The organism is Lentzea sp. NEAU-D7 (assembly GCF_026242055.1).
Taxonomy (GTDB): domain Bacteria; phylum Actinomycetota; class Actinomycetes; order Mycobacteriales; family Pseudonocardiaceae; genus Lentzea.
Window position 1 is genome coordinate 19,073 of sequence record NZ_JAPJDL010000006.1, and the last position, 14,182, is coordinate 33,254.

Consider the following 14,182-nt stretch of genomic DNA (forward strand, 5'->3'; position numbering starts at 1 on the left):
CGCTGATTGTTGCTCCCCGAGCGCTCGGATGCACGCAAAATCCACTCGAACGTGGTTACGACTCGGAGTACAGGCCTGTTTTCGCGATGTATTGGACGACACCGTCGGGGACCAGGTACCAAACGGGCTGCCCGGATGCAGTACGCGCGCGGCATCCGGTCGACGAGATCGCCATGGCCGGGACCTCGACGAGCGACACCGAGCCGGGCGGCAGGTGGCGGTCGTTCAGCGTGTAGCCCGGACGGGTGACGCCGATGAAGTGGGCGAGCTCGAACGCGTCCGCCGCGCGCTTCCAGGACAGGATCTGCTCCAGCGCGTCCGCGCCCGTGATGAAGAACAGGTCGGCGTCCGGGTACTGCTTCTTGAGGTCCGTGAGCGTGTCCACGGTGTACGTGGGGCCCTCGCGGTCGATGTCGACCCTGCTGACCGAGAACCGGGGGTTGGAGGCCGTGGCGATGACCGTCATCAGGTAGCGGTCCTCGGCGGCGGAGACCTCCCGCGACGCCTTCTGCCAGGGCTGACCGGTCGGCACGAAGATCACGCGGTCCAGGTCGAACCTGGCCTGCACCTCGCTGGCGGCCACGAGGTGGCCGTGGTGGATGGGATCGAACGTGCCACCCATGACGCCGATGCGCATCGAGACAGCGTAGACCGGCGCCGGGCCGCTCCCGTGGCCCAGCGCCGGTCGTGCTGATCACACCGCACGGCTCAGGGGGAGGACGAGCCGTTCGGGTCGCGGCCCACCCCGAAGCAGAGCCGCGCGCACTGGAGGAACGCGCGGACCGCTTCCCCATTACGCGACTTGCCCAAGATTTTTCTCACCAGGCCACGACGAGCTTCAGCGGCCCCCTGACCAGCGATCCCTTGCGGAACTCGACCGGCTCGGCGAGTCGCAGACCGGGCATGCGGCGCAGCAGCGTGCCCAGCGCGACCTGCAGCTCCATCCGCGCGAGCTGCGAACCGAGGCAGAAGTGGATGCCGTGGCCGAACTGCAGGTGCTGGCCGACCTCGCGCTCCAGGTCCAGCTCGGCGCCGTCGGCGTACACCGCCTCGTCGCGGTTCGCCGACGACAGGACCACCAGCACGGCGTCGCCTTCCTTCACCAGCGCGTTGCCGACCTGGACGTCCTCGGTCGCGATGCGGGGGAAGCCGGCGCCGCTGCCCAGCGGGATGTACCGCAGCAGTTCCTCGATGGCGTTCGGGAGCTTGTCGGGGGCTTCACGCAGGCTCTTCAGGGCCTCCGGGTGCTCCAACAGCGTCACGACGCTGTTGGAGAGCATGTTCGCCGTGGTCTCGTGGCCCGCGACCAGCAACGTGATGCCGAACCGGACGAGCTCCTCCTCGGTCAGCCGGTCCTCGTTGTCCCGTGCGGCGACGAGCGCACTGATCAGATCGTCCGTGGGGTGCGCACGGCGTTTTGCGACGAGTTCGGTGAAGTAGGCGTACAGCTTCGTCACGCCGTCCATCGCCTCTTCAGGCGTGTAGCCACCGATCGTGGACAGCGCCTGGTTCGACCACCGGCGGAAGTCCTCGCGGTCCTCGAACGGCACGCCGAGCAGCTCGCAGATGATCGTGATCGGGAAGGGCATGCTGAAGCCCTCGACCAGGTCACCAGGGTTGTCCAGGCGGTCGAGCAGCTCGTCGGTGATCTGCTGGGCGCGCGGCCGCAGCTCCTCGATCCGGCGCACCGTGAACGCCTTGGACACCAGCCGGCGCATGCGCGAGTGGTCCGCGCCGTCGTGGGTGAGGATCGACCCGCCCGGCGCGATGATGGGCTGCATTCGCGGCACGTCCTGGCCGACCGTCCGCGCTCGGCTGAACCGCGGGTCGCCCAGGACGAACTTCGTCTCTTCGTAGGACGTGACGAGCCAACCCTCGCCGCCGTACGGGTACGTCACGCGCGTGACGGGCTCATCACGCCGTAGACGTTCATAGGTCGGGTCGAGGGTCAGGCCGTCAGCTTCGGAGAACGGATACGTGGGAGCCATGTCTCCGAACGTAGAGCTACGCCTTCGGGCGCGTGTGTCCTTCGCCCCACACGACCCATTTAGAGGAAGTCAGCTCGGTCAGGCCCATCGGGCCGCGGGCGTGCAGCTTCTGCGTGGAGATGCCGATCTCCGCGCCCATGCCGAACTCCGCGCCGTCGGTGAAGGCCGTGGAAGCGTTGACGAACACCGCCGCCGCGTCCACACGGGCCGTGAACCTGCGTGCTGCCGCGACGTCGTTCGTGACGATGGCCTCGCTGTGCCCTGAGCCGTACGTCGCGATGTGCTTCACAGCGTCGTCCAGCGAGTCGACGACCTTCGCGGCGATGTCGAGGCTCAGGTACTCGGTGCCCCAGTCGTCGTCGTTGGCGGCGACCACGTCGGACTGCCGAGCGAACTGCTCGTCGCCGTGGATGGTCACGTTCTCCTGCTGCAGGGCCTTGGTGATGCGCGGGACGAACTCCGCCGCGACGTCCTTGTGCACCAGCAGGGACTCCGCCGCGTTGCACACGCTCGTGCGCCGCGTCTTGGCGTTGAGGACGATCGCCTCGGCCATGTCGAGATCGGCGTTCGCGTCCACGTACACGTGGCAGTTGCCGACGCCGGTCTCGATCGTGGGAACCGTCGCCTGCTCGACCACTGCGTTGATCAGGCCCGCGCCACCGCGGGGGATCACCAGGTCCACGAGGCCGCGGGCGGTGATGAGGTGGGTGACGGACGCGCGGTCGTGGCACGGCAGGAGCTGCGCGCAGTCGGCCGGCAGGTTCACGCTTTCGAGTGCGTCGCGCAGGACGGCGACGAGCGTGGTGTTGGAGTGCTCGGCGGTCGAGGAACCGCGCAGCAGCGCGGCGTTGCCCGACTTCAGCGCGAGACCGGCGGCGTCGACCGTGACGTTCGGGCGGCCCTCGTAGACCATGCCGACGACGCCCATCGGGACGCGGACCTGCTTGAGCTCCAGCCCGTTCGGGAGGATGCCGCCGGTGATCACCTGGCCGACCGGGTCGGGAAGCCCCGCGACGGTCTCCAGGCCGGTGGCGACGCTGTCGATGCGGGCCTCGTCGAGCGTGAGGCGGTCCAGGATGTTGTCCGGGAGACCTGCTGCCCGGCCGGCTTCGAGGTCCTTCTGGTTGGCCTCGATGATCTCTGGCGCGCGCTTGCGGAGAGCGGCGGCCATCTCGAGCAGCGCGGTGTCCTTGCGCTCGCGGGTGGCGAGGACTAGTTCGTCGGCGGCGACACGGGCGCGGCGAGCTGCCGCGTGCACCTGATCGCGCAGGTCATCAGTCACGCCACACAGCTTACGACCAGCGACAATCACAATTGTCAGACCCGCCTGGCAGGCTTGCCGCCATGGATGACGACACAGCGAGTTCGCGTCGGTCGTCCGGTCAACCGCTCGTGCCGGGTTCGGCGAAGCCCGATTCGGCACGAGCGATTCGGCCGGACGACCGACTTCCCGGCGAACTCGCCGCCGTCTGCGGAGCAGCGGCCGACAAGCACAGCCTGGCAAGCTTGCGCCTCATGGACGACATCGCGTTGCGAGAACTGGCGGAGGAACGGCTCCGGGCACTGGCGGGCCCGGAGGCGGTGCTGCGCGAGGACCAGTGGACCGCGATCCACACCCTGGTGGCCCAGCGCCGCAGGGCGCTCGTCGTCCAGCGCACGGGCTGGGGCAAGTCGGCCGTGTACTTCATCGCGACGGCGTTGCTGCGTCAGCTCGGTGAGGGTCCCACTGTCATCGTGTCGCCGTTGCTTGCGTTGATGCGCAACCAGATCGACGCCGCGGCGCGGGCCGGTGTGCACGCGGTGACGATCAACTCGGCGAACCCCGGCGAGTGGGACGCCGTGCAGGAGCAGGTCGCGGCGGGCGAGGTCGACGTGCTCCTGGTCAGTCCGGAGCGGCTGAACAACCCCGACTTCCGCGATGCCGTGCTGCCGTCTCTGACGGCGTCGGCGGGCATGCTCGTCGTCGACGAGGCCCACTGCATCTCGGACTGGGGCCACGACTTCCGGCCGGACTACCGCAGGCTGCGGACGCTGCTGACGGAGCTGCCGGCGGGCGTGCCGGTGCTGGCGACGACGGCGACGGCCAACAACAGGGTGGTCCACGACGTCACCGAGCAGCTGGGGCTCGGCGCCGACGAGGGCACGCTGGTGCTGCGCGGGCCGCTGGACCGCGACAGCCTGCGGCTGTCCGTCGCGTTGCTGCCGACCGCGGAGTCGCGCCTCGGGTGGCTCGCCGAGCAGCTCGACCGCATGCCGGGCTCCGGGATCATCTACACGCTCACGGTCGCGGCGGCGGACGACATCGCGGCGTTCCTCGCCTCGCGCGGTTTCGCGGTGGCCGCGTACTCAGGCAAGACCGAACCCTCCGAGCGCGAGCGCGCCGAGGAGGACCTGCTGAACAACAAGGTCAAGGCGCTCGTCGCGACCTCCGCGCTCGGCATGGGCTTCGACAAGCCGGACCTGGGGTTCGTCGTGCACGTGGGCGCGCCTTCCTCCCCGATCGCGTACTACCAGCAGATCGGCCGTGCGGGCCGCGGTGTCGAACGGGCCGAGGTGGTCCTGCTGCCGGGCCACGAGGACAAGGACATCTGGGCGTACTTCGCGTCCCTGGCGTTCCCTCCCGAGGTGGTCGTGCGGCAGGTGCTGTCCGCGCTCGACGGGGCGGGCAGGCCGCTCTCGACGGCGGCGCTGGAGCCGATGGTCGAGCTGTCGCGCGGCAGGCTCGAGGTGGTGCTGAAGGTGCTGGACGTCGACGGCGCGGTCCGGCGCGTGCGCGGCGGCTGGGAGTCGACCGGCAGGCCGTGGGAGTACGACGGCGAGCGGTACGCGCGCATCGCCCAGGCGCGCAAGGCCGAGCAGCAGGTGATGATCGACTACCTGCGCACCGACGCGTGCCGGATGAAGTTCCTGCAGGACCAGCTCGACGACCCGACCTCGCACGAGTGCGGCCGCTGCGACAACTGCACGGGCGAGCGGCTGTCGGTCGAGGTGTCCGAGGTGGCGGCGGAGGCGGCTCGCGAACGGCTGCTGCGTCCCGGCCTGGACGTGGCGCCGCGCAAGATGTGGCCGACGGGCATGAGCGCGATCGGCGTCCCGCTGTCCGGCAAGATCCCCGCGACCGAGGTGGCGGCCACGGGCCGGGCGCTCGGCAGGCTCACCGACATCGGCTGGGGCAACCGGCTGCGCGCCCTGCTGGCGGACGGCGCCGACCGCGAGATCCCGGACGACGTGTTCGCGGCGTGCGTGAAGGTGCTGACGGCGTGGGACTGGGACGAACGGCCGGTCGGCGTGGTGACGGTCGGCTCGCGCAGGCGTCCGCAGCTCGTCGGCAGCTTCGGGCAGAAGATCGCCTCGATCGGCCGGCTGCCGTTCCTCGGCACCGTGTGGCTCGGCGAGTCGACACACCGGGCCAACAGCGCCCAGCGGCTGGCCGGTCTCGTGCGGGCGGGCGAGACGCCGGACGTGTCCGGTGTGGACGGTCCGGTGCTGCTGGTGGACGACCACATCGACACCGGGTGGACGATGACGGTGGCGGCTCGGATGCTCAGGAAGGAGGGGGTGTCCGCCGTGCTGCCGTTCGCGCTGGCGGTGACGAACTGACGGTGCCGGAACGGCCCTGCCGTGTGGCACTGTCGTCGGCATGACTCCGGACGTCGTGCGGTACCGGCAGGCCGATCTCCTCGCGAGCCTGTACCGGCGGTTCGGGCCGGTCGTGCGGATGGGGCCGTACACCTACCTCCTCGGGCCCGAGGCGAACCGGTTCGTGTTCGCCAACTCCGAGTTGTTCGAGGTGGAGCGGGCGTTCCAGTCGCTGGTGCCGGTGGACGGGCCCACGTCGTTGATCGTGAGCGACGGCGAGGACCACAAGCGGCGGCGCCGGTTCGTGCAGCCCGCGCTGGCGCACCGGCAGATCGCGAGCTACGTGCCGGTCATGCGGGCCAACGCCGAGGCGACGATCGACGCGTGGCGGCCGGGCGAGACCGTCGATGCTTACCAGGAGTTCCGCCGGGCGATCCGGCGCAGCACGATCCACGCGTTGTTCGGCGAGGAGCTGGCTCAGGAGTCGGACTTCTTCGGCGCGCACCTGCAGGTGCTGATCAACCTGATCGACCGCAACCCGGCTGTCGTCACGCTGCTCAGGACGATGAGGGCGCCGGCCTGGCGCAACGCGATGCGGGCGCGCAGGGCCGTCGACGCGCGGGTCTACCGGGCGATCGAGGAGACGCGCCAGGGCAAGACGGCCGGTGACGTGCTCACCTCTCTCGTGGAGGGTGACGGGCTGAGCGCCCTGGAGGTGCGCGACCAGATCGTCACGCTGATCGCGGCCGGGTACGAGACGACCAGTGGCGCGATGGCGTGGGCGGTGTTCAACCTGTTGCGGCACAACGGGGTCTGGGAGCGTGCGCAGCAGGACGACGACTACCTGGGCAACGTGGTCAACGAGACCCTCAGGCTCTACCCGCCGGCGGTCGTCTCGGCGCGGGTCGCGACGCAGGCGTTCGAGTTCGCCGGGAAGAAGATCGGCCAGGGTACGTTCCTGCTGTACAGCCCGTACGTCACGCATCGGCTGGCCGAGGTGTTCCCGGATCCGCTGAGGTTCGACCCGGACCGCTGGGAGACCAAGCCTGCCCCGCACGAGTTCCTGCCGTTCGGCGGCGGCCCGCACCGCTGCGTCGGGGCCGGGCTCGCGACGACCGAGCTGACCGTGATGCTGAAAGTGTTGCTGGAACGGCCGAAGCCCGAGCTGCTCCCCCAGCGCCTCACGCCGACCGGACTCGCCGCGATGCGGCCCAAGCGCGGTCTCAGAATCCGAGCAGCAGGGTGACGGTCGAGGCGAGACAGGCGACGGCGCGCACGTGGTTCCAGAGCGTCCACGTGCGCAGGTACTGCGGCCAGTAGGCGTCGTCGGACTGCTCGAGACGGTTGTTCATCGGCACGTTGACGACCATCGTGAGCAGGACGCAGCCGACGACGTAGAGCAGGCCGCCGGCGATCCTGCCCTGGAAAACCTCGATGCCGCACACCACGGCGTTGCCGAGGAACACCAAGAGGAACAACGGGTTCTGGATCCGGACGTTGATCCGGCGCATCGCTTCGCGGGCCGCGGAGGCGGGCAGGTCGGCGAGGCCGGGCATCACGGCGACGGAGAAGGCGAAGAACAGCCCGGCCATCAGGCCGGAAGCGGCGGCTGCGATCAGCGTGGTTGTCCCCATGGCGCTCACTCTGACCGCTGAGCGCAGGACTCTCAATGACGATTCATCGCGCGGACTTGCTCGTTCGTCCAGAATCAACGACATGACGGACGCGCTGGGCGAGGCACTGCACCTGTTGAGGATGTCCGGCACCTTCTACTGCCGCAACGAGCTCACCGAGCCGTGGGGCGCGACGATGCCCGACATGGCGGACTGCCTGTGGTTCCACGTCCTAACCAGCGGCCGGTGCGATGTCGAGGTCGACGGCCGGGTCTTCTCGCTCGAACCCGGTGACGTGCTGCTCGTCCCGGGTGGGCAGCGCCACCGGCTGTTCTACGGCGAGGCGGAGTCGCCGGTCGTCACGACGCTGCCGCACGAGTTCGAGACCGACAACTACGCGATCCTGCGGCACGGTGGCGGCGGCGCGGTGACGCACCTCGTGTGTGGTGCGGTCCGTTTCGACCATCCGGCCGCGAAGCACCTCATCACCGTGCTGCCGAACGTGCTGTACGTGCGCCGCGCCGACGACATGCGCGCCACGATCGATCTGATGGCCGCCGAGGCACAGGCCGTGCGCCCCGGCGGCGAGGCGGTCATCACCAGGCTCGCGGATGTGCTGGTGATCCAGACGATCCGCTCGTGGCTCGCCAACGACCCGGCCGCGCGCACCGGCTGGCTCGGCGCGTTGCAGGACCAGCAGATCGGGGAGGCGCTCGCGCTGATCCACCGCGATCCCGCGCAGCCGTGGACCGTCGAACGCCTCGCGCACCAGACCGCCATGTCGCGGTCGGCGTTCGCGGCGCGGTTCACCGAGCTCGTCGGCGAACCGGCCATGCGGTACGTCACGCGGTGGCGCATGCACGTCGCGATGAACCGGCTGAAGGACCGCGACAGCACGGTCAGCGAGATCGCCCGCGGCCTCGGTTACGAGTCGGAGGCCGCGTTCAGCCGGGCGTTCAAGCGGATCGTCGGGGTGTCGCCCGGTCAGGCGCGGGCGGGCTGAAGCAGGTCCCAGCGGTTGCCGTAGAGGTCCTCGAAGACGGCAACGCGGCCGTAGACCTCGTCGCGCGGCGTCTCCAGGAAGTGCACGCCGAACGCGGTCATGCGGGCGTGGTCGCGGTCGAAGTCGTCGGTGGTGAGGAAGAACCCGACGCGACCACCGGTCTGGTCACCCACTCGTGCCTGCTGCTGATCCGTGCCAGCCTGTGCCAGCAGCAGCGACGCCCCCTCACCCGCCGACACCACCACCCAGCGCTTGTCGCCCTGCGGAGTGTCCTCGACCAGCGTGAACCCGAGTCCCTCCACGTAGAAGCGGATCGCCTCGTCGTAGTCGCGGACCACCAACGTCACCAAACCAATAGATCGCACGGCGATGAGTATCAACGACGGGAGAGGTCTACTCGCAATGGCTGACTCACTCGTACTTCTGCATCCAGGTGGAGCCGACCCGTCCGCGTTCGGGCCCCAGTTCGACGCACTCGCCGACTTCGCCCTGCACGCACCACATCGCGTCGACCAGGCCACTCAGGACCACACCGAGATGGCTCGGGAGACGATCGAGTTCCTGGAACGGATCGGGCCCGCCCACCTGCTCGGCTGCAGCGACGGTGCGACGGTGGCGCTGCTCACCGCTGTGCTCAGGCCGGACCTCGTGCACCGCCTTGTGGTCGTGTGCGGTGTCTTCCACCACGACGGCTGGGACCCGGCCACGGAACTGACGCCCATGCACCACCGTTCACCCGCGCTGACCGAAAAAGATCTCGGCACCCTGCCGAACCGGACGCTGATCATGATCGGTGATGACGACGAGGTGACGCTGGAACACGCCACCGCCATGTACCGGGCGCTGCCCCAAGCCGAGCTCGCGGTCGTTCCCGGTACTTCGCACGGTCTGCTGCACGAGAAACCCGCCCTGTGCAACGCGATGATCGTGGACTTCCTGACCAACGATCCAGTCGAGACGTACGCGCCAATTCGTCGCCGTGTGTGATTGAGTGCGTCTATGGCGGTTACTTTGGAGACGCATCGACTGCCCGTGCGCACACTCGTCGCTTCGAGCGCCGGCAACGCGGTGGAGTGGTACGACTGGGGCATCTACACGGCCTTCAGCATCTACTTCGCCACGCAGATCTTCCCCTCCGGCAACGAGGCCGCCGCGCTGCTGAGCACCTTCGCGACGTTCGCCCTCGCCTTCTTCTTCCGCCCGCTCGGCGGCTACCTGCTCGGCCGGTTCGCGGACCTCAAGGGCCGCCGCACCGCGATGCTGTTCACGATCGTGCTGATGTCCGGTGGCTCGGTGGTGATCGGCCTGCTGCCGACGTTCGAGCAGGTCGGCTGGTTGTCACCGGCGTTGCTGGTGCTCGCCCGCATCGCGCAGGGCATGGCGCTGGGCGGCGAGGTGTCGAACGCGTCGGCGTACCTGGCGGAGATCGCGCCCGCCACGCATCGCGGCCGGTACTCGTCGTTCTTCTACATCTCGACCGGCGCGGCGGTGCTGATCGCCTCGCTGCTCGGGTTCTTCCTGTCCCGCAACCTCGACAAGGCCGCGATGGCCTTTTACGGCTGGCGCGTGCCGTTCCTGATCGGTGGCGTGCTCGGACTGGTCGGGCTGTGGCTGCGGCGGGAGCTCAAGGAGACCGAGCAGTTCGAGGAGAACAAGGCCAAGGCCAAGAGCCTGCGCAACCCTCTGCTGATGACGCTGAAGGAGCACCCGAAGGCCGTCGGGCAGCTCATCGGCATCACGCTGCTCTCGACGCTGAGCTTCTACACGTTCTTCAGCGCGCTGACGCCGTTCGCGGTGAAGACCAAGGGCGCCAACGACATCGACGTGTTCCTGGCCCTGTCGATCGGCACCGTCGTGTTCATCGCGCTGCAGTACCCGATGGGGTGGATGGCCGACCGCTACGGCCGCAAACCGCAGATGCTCGTGTGGTCGGCGGCGATGGCCTTGCTGGTCGTGCCGCTGTCGACACTGGTCAGGCCGGGTCTGCTGAACCTCGTGATCGTGTTCGCCGTGGGACTCGGGCTGTACACGGCGATCACGTCGATCGCGCCGGCGATCATGAGCGAGCTGTTCCCGACCGAACTGCGCGGGCTCGGCATCGGGGCTTGGTACAACCTGACCGTCGCGGTGTTCGGCGGTACCGCCCCGCTGGTCATCCAGGCCGTGGGCGGCACCGTCTTCTTCTGGTACGTGGCGGTCAGCGCGGTGATCACGTTCCTCGTGATCCTCACGCTTCCGGAGACAAAGGGTGTTCGGTTGAGCTGAGGCAGAACTCGTTGCCCTCGGGGTCGGCCAGCACGAACCAGACCCCGTCGCGGCTCACCACCGAGGCCCCGAGCCCGACGAGCCGCGCCACCTCGGCCTCGACGTCGTCGCACCACAGGTCGACGTGCACCCGGTTCTTGACCGTCTTGGGCTCCGGCACGCGGTTGAAGAAGAACCGCGGCGACCCGTCGAGCAGCACCGACGGGTCGTCCTCGGGGTCGTCGATGCCCATGGCGCTCAACCGCGTCAGCTCGGCGTCGTCGTACGGGGCGATCTCGTGGTCGTCGAGCGCCTGCGCCCAGAACCGGGCGAGCGACGCGGGATGAGCGCAGTCGATGACGACATCGTGCATCCGGGCCATGCACCCGAGACTAGCGATGCAGGGGCACCAGATCATCGGCGTGCACGACCTCGCGGCGCTGCTCCTCCGGCAGGTCGTGGGTCTTGCGGCCGATCAACGACGGCAGCTCGGCCGAGTCGTAGCCGGCCACGCCGCGGGCGACGACCTCGCCCGCGAGGCTGACCAGCTCGACGACGTCGCCCGCCTCGAAGTCGCCGTCGACGCCGGTGATCCCGGCGGCCAGCAGCGAACGACGCCGGCCCACCACAGCGGCCACGGCGCCGTCGTCGAGGTGCAGCCGGCCGTTGGCGTCGGTGGCGTAGCCCAGCCAGAAGCGGCGAGCGGTGAGGCGCGAACCCGTCGCGGCGAAGGCGGTGCCCACGTCCGCGGCGGTCAGGGCGCGACCTGCCTCGGTCGCGCTGGTGAGCAGCACCGGGATGCCCGCGGACGAGGCCAGGCGGGCGGCGGCGAGCTTGGAGGCCATGCCGCCGGTGCCGAGGCCGGACGCACCGGCGGTGCCCGCCTCCACACCGTCCACATCGGACGCCGAGGCCACCTCGGCGATGCGGACGGCTCCCGGCTTGCGCGGATCACCCGAGTACAGGGCGTCCACGTCGGACAGCAGGAACAGCGCGTCGGCACCCACGAGGTGGGCGACGAGGGCGGCGAGGCGGTCGTTGTCGCCGAAGCGGATCTCTTCGGTGGCAACGGTGTCGTTCTCGTTCACGACAGGTACGGCACCCAACGCCAGCAAACGCGAGAACGTCCGCTGGGCGTTGCGGTAGTGGGCGCGGCGCACCACGTCGTCCGCGGTCAGCAGCACCTGGCCGACAGTCAGCGAGTAACGGCCGAACGAGTTCGCGTAGGCGTGCGCCAGGGTGAGCTGGCCGACGCTCGCCGCGGCCTGCTGGGTGGCGAGGTCGCGGGGGCGGCGGGAGAGCTTCAACGGGGCCAGGCCGGCGGCGATCGCACCGGACGACACGAGCACCACCTGGCTGCCCGCCGCGGCACGGGCGGCGAGGGCGTCGACCAGCGCGTCGAGACGCGCCGGGTCGAGGCCACCTTCCGCCGTGGTCAACGAGGAGGAACCGACCTTGACCACGATGCGGTTCGCCGAAGCGACCGCGGTTCGAGCTTGTGAGACCACGGGGGCCGTCACGGGTTTACTCCTCGTCGAAGTCGTCGCCGTACTCACCGGGCGCGCGGCGTGCCTTCTTCAGCGCCTTGCGCTCGTGGGCGCCGATGCGGTCGTTGCGCTCGAGACGGATGTCCGTGCCACGTCCGGTCATCGTCATCGCGATGCCGGCCGGGGTGGTCGGTTCCCAGTCGAAGATCAGGTCGCCGATGGTGACCTGGCAACCGGGGACGGCGCCCATCTTCACGAGCTTCTCCTCGACACCCAGCCTGTTGAGGCGGTCCGCGAGGTAACCGACGGCTTCGTCGTTGGAGAAGTCGGTCTGGCGGATCCAGCGCTCGGGGCGTTCGCCCTTCACGATGAAGCCACCCTCGACCGAGGGGTCCTCGGTCACGGTGAAGCCCTGGTCGTCCACGGCGGTCGGCCGCAGCACGATTCGGGTCGACTCCTTCTTCGGCTGGGCCTCGCGGTACTCGCGCACGACCTCGGCCAGCTTGAACGTCAGCTCGCGCAGGCCCTGGCGGGACACCGTCGACACCTCGAAGACCGGCAGGCCGCGGGCCTCGATCTCCGGGCGGACGATGTCGGCGAGGTCCTGGGCGTCCGGGATGTCGACCTTGTTGAGGATCACCACGCGCGGACGGTCCTCGAAGTTGCCGCCGAGTGCCGGCGTGTACTCCGAGAGTTCCTTCTCCAGGGCGTCGATGTCCGCGATCGGGTCGCGGCCCGGCTCGTACGTCGCGCAGTCGACGACGTGCGCGAGCACGGCGGTGCGCTCGATGTGGCGCAGGAAGTCGAGGCCGAGGCCCTTGCCCTGCGACGCTCCGGGGATCAGGCCGGGGACGTCCGCCATCGTGAAGACGGTCTCGCCCGCGGTGATCACGCCGAGGTTCGGGACCAGGGTCGTGAACGGGTAGTCGGCGATCTTCGGCTTGGCCGCGGACAGCACCGAGATCAGCGACGACTTGCCCGCGGACGGGAAGCCGAGCAGGCCGACGTCCGCGACGGACTTGAGCTCCAGCACCAGGTCGCGCGTCTCGCCCGGCTCACCGAGCAACGCGAAACCAGGCGCCTTGCGGGCCTTGGACGCGAGCGAGGCGTTGCCCAGGCCGCCACGGCCACCGGCCGCCGCGATCAGCTGGGTGCCCTCGCCGACGAGGTCCGCGACGATCTCACCGGACTCGGTCATCACGACCGTGCCGTCGGGGACGCGCAGGATCAGGTCCTCGCCGTTCGCACCGTCGCGGTTCGCGCCGGCACCGGCCTTGCCGCTGGTGGCGGAGGCGTGCGGGCGGAAGTGGAAGTCCAGCAGGGTGTGCACCTGCGAGTCGACGACGAGGATGACGTTGCCGCCACTGCCTCCGTTGCCGCCGTCCGGGCCGCCGAGCGGCTTGAACTTCTCGCGGTGCACTGAAGCACACCCGTTGCCCCCGTTGCCGGCGGCAGCGTGGATCACCACCCGGTCTACGAAGCGGGCCACGGAACTACTTCCCTTCAAACGAACAACCAACGTCGGTCGCGGGCAACCAACGGTCTGGACAAACAACGAGGGGCGGAGCCGGATGACCGGGCCCGCCCCTCGCAGAGGTCTAACTACGTTGCGGAAACGGTCCTCAGACCGCGACCGGAACGATGTTGACGGTCTTGCGACCGCGCTTCGAACCGAACTCCACCGCACCGGGCAGCAGGGCGAACAGCGTGTCGTCCTTGCCGATGCCGACGCCGACGCCGGGGTGGAACTTGGTGCCGCGCTGGCGGATCAGGATCTCGCCGGCCTTGACGACCTGACCGCCGAACCGCTTCACACCCAGGTACTGGGGGTTGGAGTCACGGCCGTTGCGGGAACTGGATGCACCCTTTTTGTGTGCCATGAGAAGTCAGGTCCTCACTTACCGGTGATGCCGGTGACCTCGACACGGGTCAACTTCTGACGGTGACCCTGTCGCTTGTGGTAGCCGGTCTTGTTCTTGAACTTGTGGATGCGAATCTTCGGGCCCTTGGTGTGCTCGACCAGCTTGCCGGTAACCGAGAACTTCGCCAGGGCCGCCGCGTCTGCGGTGACGTCAGTGCCGTCGACCACGAGCAGCGCCTGGAGGGAGATTTCGGTGCCCGGCTCGCCCTCGAGCTTCTCGACCTCGACGATGTCGCCGACAGCGACCTTGTACTGCTTGCCGCCGGTCTTGACGATCGCGTACATCAGGACGGAAGTCTCCTGCTACTCGATGGTGACGGGCCGTGCGCCGACCAATCTGGGACGGT

At 69.2% G+C, this 14,182-nt stretch carries 15 protein-coding genes; 5 read left to right on the forward strand and 10 right to left on the reverse strand.

Features of this window, described 5'->3' with window-relative positions:
* Positions 1–55: 55 nt before the first annotated feature.
* From nadD to ORI60_RS14265, 3 genes are all read right to left on the reverse strand, one after another.
* Positions 56–637 (reverse strand): nicotinate-nucleotide adenylyltransferase, encoded by a 582-nt coding sequence (gene nadD, locus ORI60_RS14255; protein ID WP_266037671.1) that lies wholly within the window; start codon positions 635–637, stop codon positions 56–58.
* Between the two features lie 181 nt (positions 638–818).
* Positions 819–1,988: a cytochrome P450 gene (locus ORI60_RS14260; RefSeq protein ID WP_266037672.1), complete on the reverse strand. Its 1,170-nt coding sequence runs from the start codon at positions 1,986–1,988 to the stop codon at positions 819–821.
* 16 nt (positions 1,989–2,004) lie between these two features.
* Entirely contained in the window at positions 2,005–3,270 is a 1,266-nt protein-coding gene (locus tag ORI60_RS14265; protein ID WP_266037673.1) for a glutamate-5-semialdehyde dehydrogenase, read from the reverse strand.
* 233 nt (positions 3,271–3,503) lie between these two features.
* Between ORI60_RS14265 and ORI60_RS14270 the strand changes: the two genes are divergently transcribed.
* Positions 3,504–5,588, forward strand: a complete 2,085-nt coding sequence (locus tag ORI60_RS14270; protein ID WP_266038017.1) for a RecQ family ATP-dependent DNA helicase — start codon at positions 3,504–3,506, stop codon at positions 5,586–5,588.
* 40 nt (positions 5,589–5,628) lie between these two features.
* Complete coding sequence (locus tag ORI60_RS14275) at positions 5,629–6,813, forward strand: cytochrome P450 (RefSeq protein ID WP_266037674.1); 1,185 nt, start codon at positions 5,629–5,631, stop codon at positions 6,811–6,813.
* Here ORI60_RS14275 and ORI60_RS14280 read toward each other — a convergent pair.
* Positions 6,791–7,201, reverse strand: coding sequence for a DUF1772 domain-containing protein (locus ORI60_RS14280; RefSeq protein ID WP_266037675.1), 411 nt, complete (start codon positions 7,199–7,201; stop codon positions 6,791–6,793). The two genes, ORI60_RS14275 and ORI60_RS14280, sit on opposite strands and share 23 nt — an antisense overlap.
* Positions 7,202–7,283: 82 nt before the next feature.
* On the opposite strand from ORI60_RS14280, the gene ORI60_RS14285 reads away from it, so the two are divergent.
* The gene (locus tag ORI60_RS14285; RefSeq protein ID WP_266037676.1) at positions 7,284–8,183 is read left to right on the forward strand and encodes an AraC family transcriptional regulator; all 900 of its coding nucleotides are present in this window, start codon (positions 7,284–7,286) and stop codon (positions 8,181–8,183) included.
* Here ORI60_RS14285 and ORI60_RS14290 read toward each other — a convergent pair.
* Positions 8,165–8,533, reverse strand: a complete 369-nt coding sequence (locus tag ORI60_RS14290) for a VOC family protein (protein WP_416234413.1) — start codon at positions 8,531–8,533, stop codon at positions 8,165–8,167. The genes ORI60_RS14285 and ORI60_RS14290 overlap by 19 nt on opposite strands.
* A 52-nt stretch (positions 8,534–8,585) precedes the next feature.
* On the opposite strand from ORI60_RS14290, the gene ORI60_RS14295 reads away from it, so the two are divergent.
* The gene (locus ORI60_RS14295; RefSeq protein ID WP_266037678.1) at positions 8,586–9,170 is read left to right on the forward strand and encodes an alpha/beta fold hydrolase; all 585 of its coding nucleotides are present in this window, start codon (positions 8,586–8,588) and stop codon (positions 9,168–9,170) included.
* 12 nt (positions 9,171–9,182) lie between these two features.
* Positions 9,183–10,448, forward strand: a complete 1,266-nt coding sequence (locus tag ORI60_RS14300; protein WP_266037679.1) for an MFS transporter — start codon at positions 9,183–9,185, stop codon at positions 10,446–10,448.
* Here ORI60_RS14300 and ORI60_RS14305 read toward each other — a convergent pair.
* The 5 genes from ORI60_RS14305 to rplU all read right to left on the reverse strand — a co-directional run bounded on the left by ORI60_RS14305 (position 10,411) and on the right by rplU (position 14,120).
* Entirely contained in the window at positions 10,411–10,809 is a 399-nt protein-coding gene (locus tag ORI60_RS14305) for a VOC family protein (protein WP_266037680.1), read from the reverse strand. The two genes, ORI60_RS14300 and ORI60_RS14305, sit on opposite strands and share 38 nt — an antisense overlap.
* Positions 10,810–10,819: 10 nt before the next feature.
* Positions 10,820–11,947: a glutamate 5-kinase gene (gene proB, locus ORI60_RS14310; protein ID WP_266037681.1), complete on the reverse strand. Its 1,128-nt coding sequence runs from the start codon at positions 11,945–11,947 to the stop codon at positions 10,820–10,822.
* Positions 11,948–11,951: 4 nt separating this feature from the next.
* The gene (gene obgE / locus ORI60_RS14315; protein WP_266037682.1) at positions 11,952–13,403 is read right to left on the reverse strand and encodes a GTPase ObgE; all 1,452 of its coding nucleotides are present in this window, start codon (positions 13,401–13,403) and stop codon (positions 11,952–11,954) included.
* Positions 13,404–13,536: 133 nt separating this feature from the next.
* Positions 13,537–13,794 (reverse strand): 50S ribosomal protein L27, encoded by a 258-nt coding sequence (gene rpmA, locus ORI60_RS14320; protein ID WP_266037684.1) that lies wholly within the window; start codon positions 13,792–13,794, stop codon positions 13,537–13,539.
* A 14-nt stretch (positions 13,795–13,808) separates the two neighbouring features.
* Complete coding sequence (gene rplU, locus ORI60_RS14325) at positions 13,809–14,120, reverse strand: 50S ribosomal protein L21 (protein ID WP_030479431.1); 312 nt, start codon at positions 14,118–14,120, stop codon at positions 13,809–13,811.
* Between the last annotated feature and the right edge of the window lie 62 nt (positions 14,121–14,182).

Bases quoted from the DNA above. Each gene is read 5' to 3' on its own strand.
- ORI60_RS14275 (WP_266037674.1), top strand. From the start codon at position 5,629: ATGACTCCGGACGTCGTGCGGTACCGGCAGGCCGATCTCCTCGCGAGC.
- ORI60_RS14305 (WP_266037680.1), bottom strand. From the start codon at position 10,809: ATGGCCCGGATGCACGATGTCGTCATCGACTGCGCTCATCCCGCGTCG.
- ORI60_RS14285 (WP_266037676.1), top strand. From the start codon at position 7,284: ATGACGGACGCGCTGGGCGAGGCACTGCACCTGTTGAGGATGTCCGGC.
- ORI60_RS14295 (WP_266037678.1), top strand. From the start codon at position 8,586: ATGGCTGACTCACTCGTACTTCTGCATCCAGGTGGAGCCGACCCGTCC.
- ORI60_RS14300 (WP_266037679.1), top strand. From the start codon at position 9,183: ATGGCGGTTACTTTGGAGACGCATCGACTGCCCGTGCGCACACTCGTC.
- ORI60_RS14260 (WP_266037672.1), bottom strand. From the start codon at position 1,988: ATGGCTCCCACGTATCCGTTCTCCGAAGCTGACGGCCTGACCCTCGAC.
- rplU (WP_030479431.1), bottom strand. From the start codon at position 14,120: ATGTACGCGATCGTCAAGACCGGCGGCAAGCAGTACAAGGTCGCTGTC.
- nadD (WP_266037671.1), bottom strand. From the start codon at position 637: ATGCGCATCGGCGTCATGGGTGGCACGTTCGATCCCATCCACCACGGC.
- ORI60_RS14280 (WP_266037675.1), bottom strand. From the start codon at position 7,201: ATGGGGACAACCACGCTGATCGCAGCCGCCGCTTCCGGCCTGATGGCC.
- rpmA (WP_266037684.1), bottom strand. From the start codon at position 13,794: ATGGCACACAAAAAGGGTGCATCCAGTTCCCGCAACGGCCGTGACTCC.
- ORI60_RS14270 (WP_266038017.1), top strand. From the start codon at position 3,504: ATGGACGACATCGCGTTGCGAGAACTGGCGGAGGAACGGCTCCGGGCA.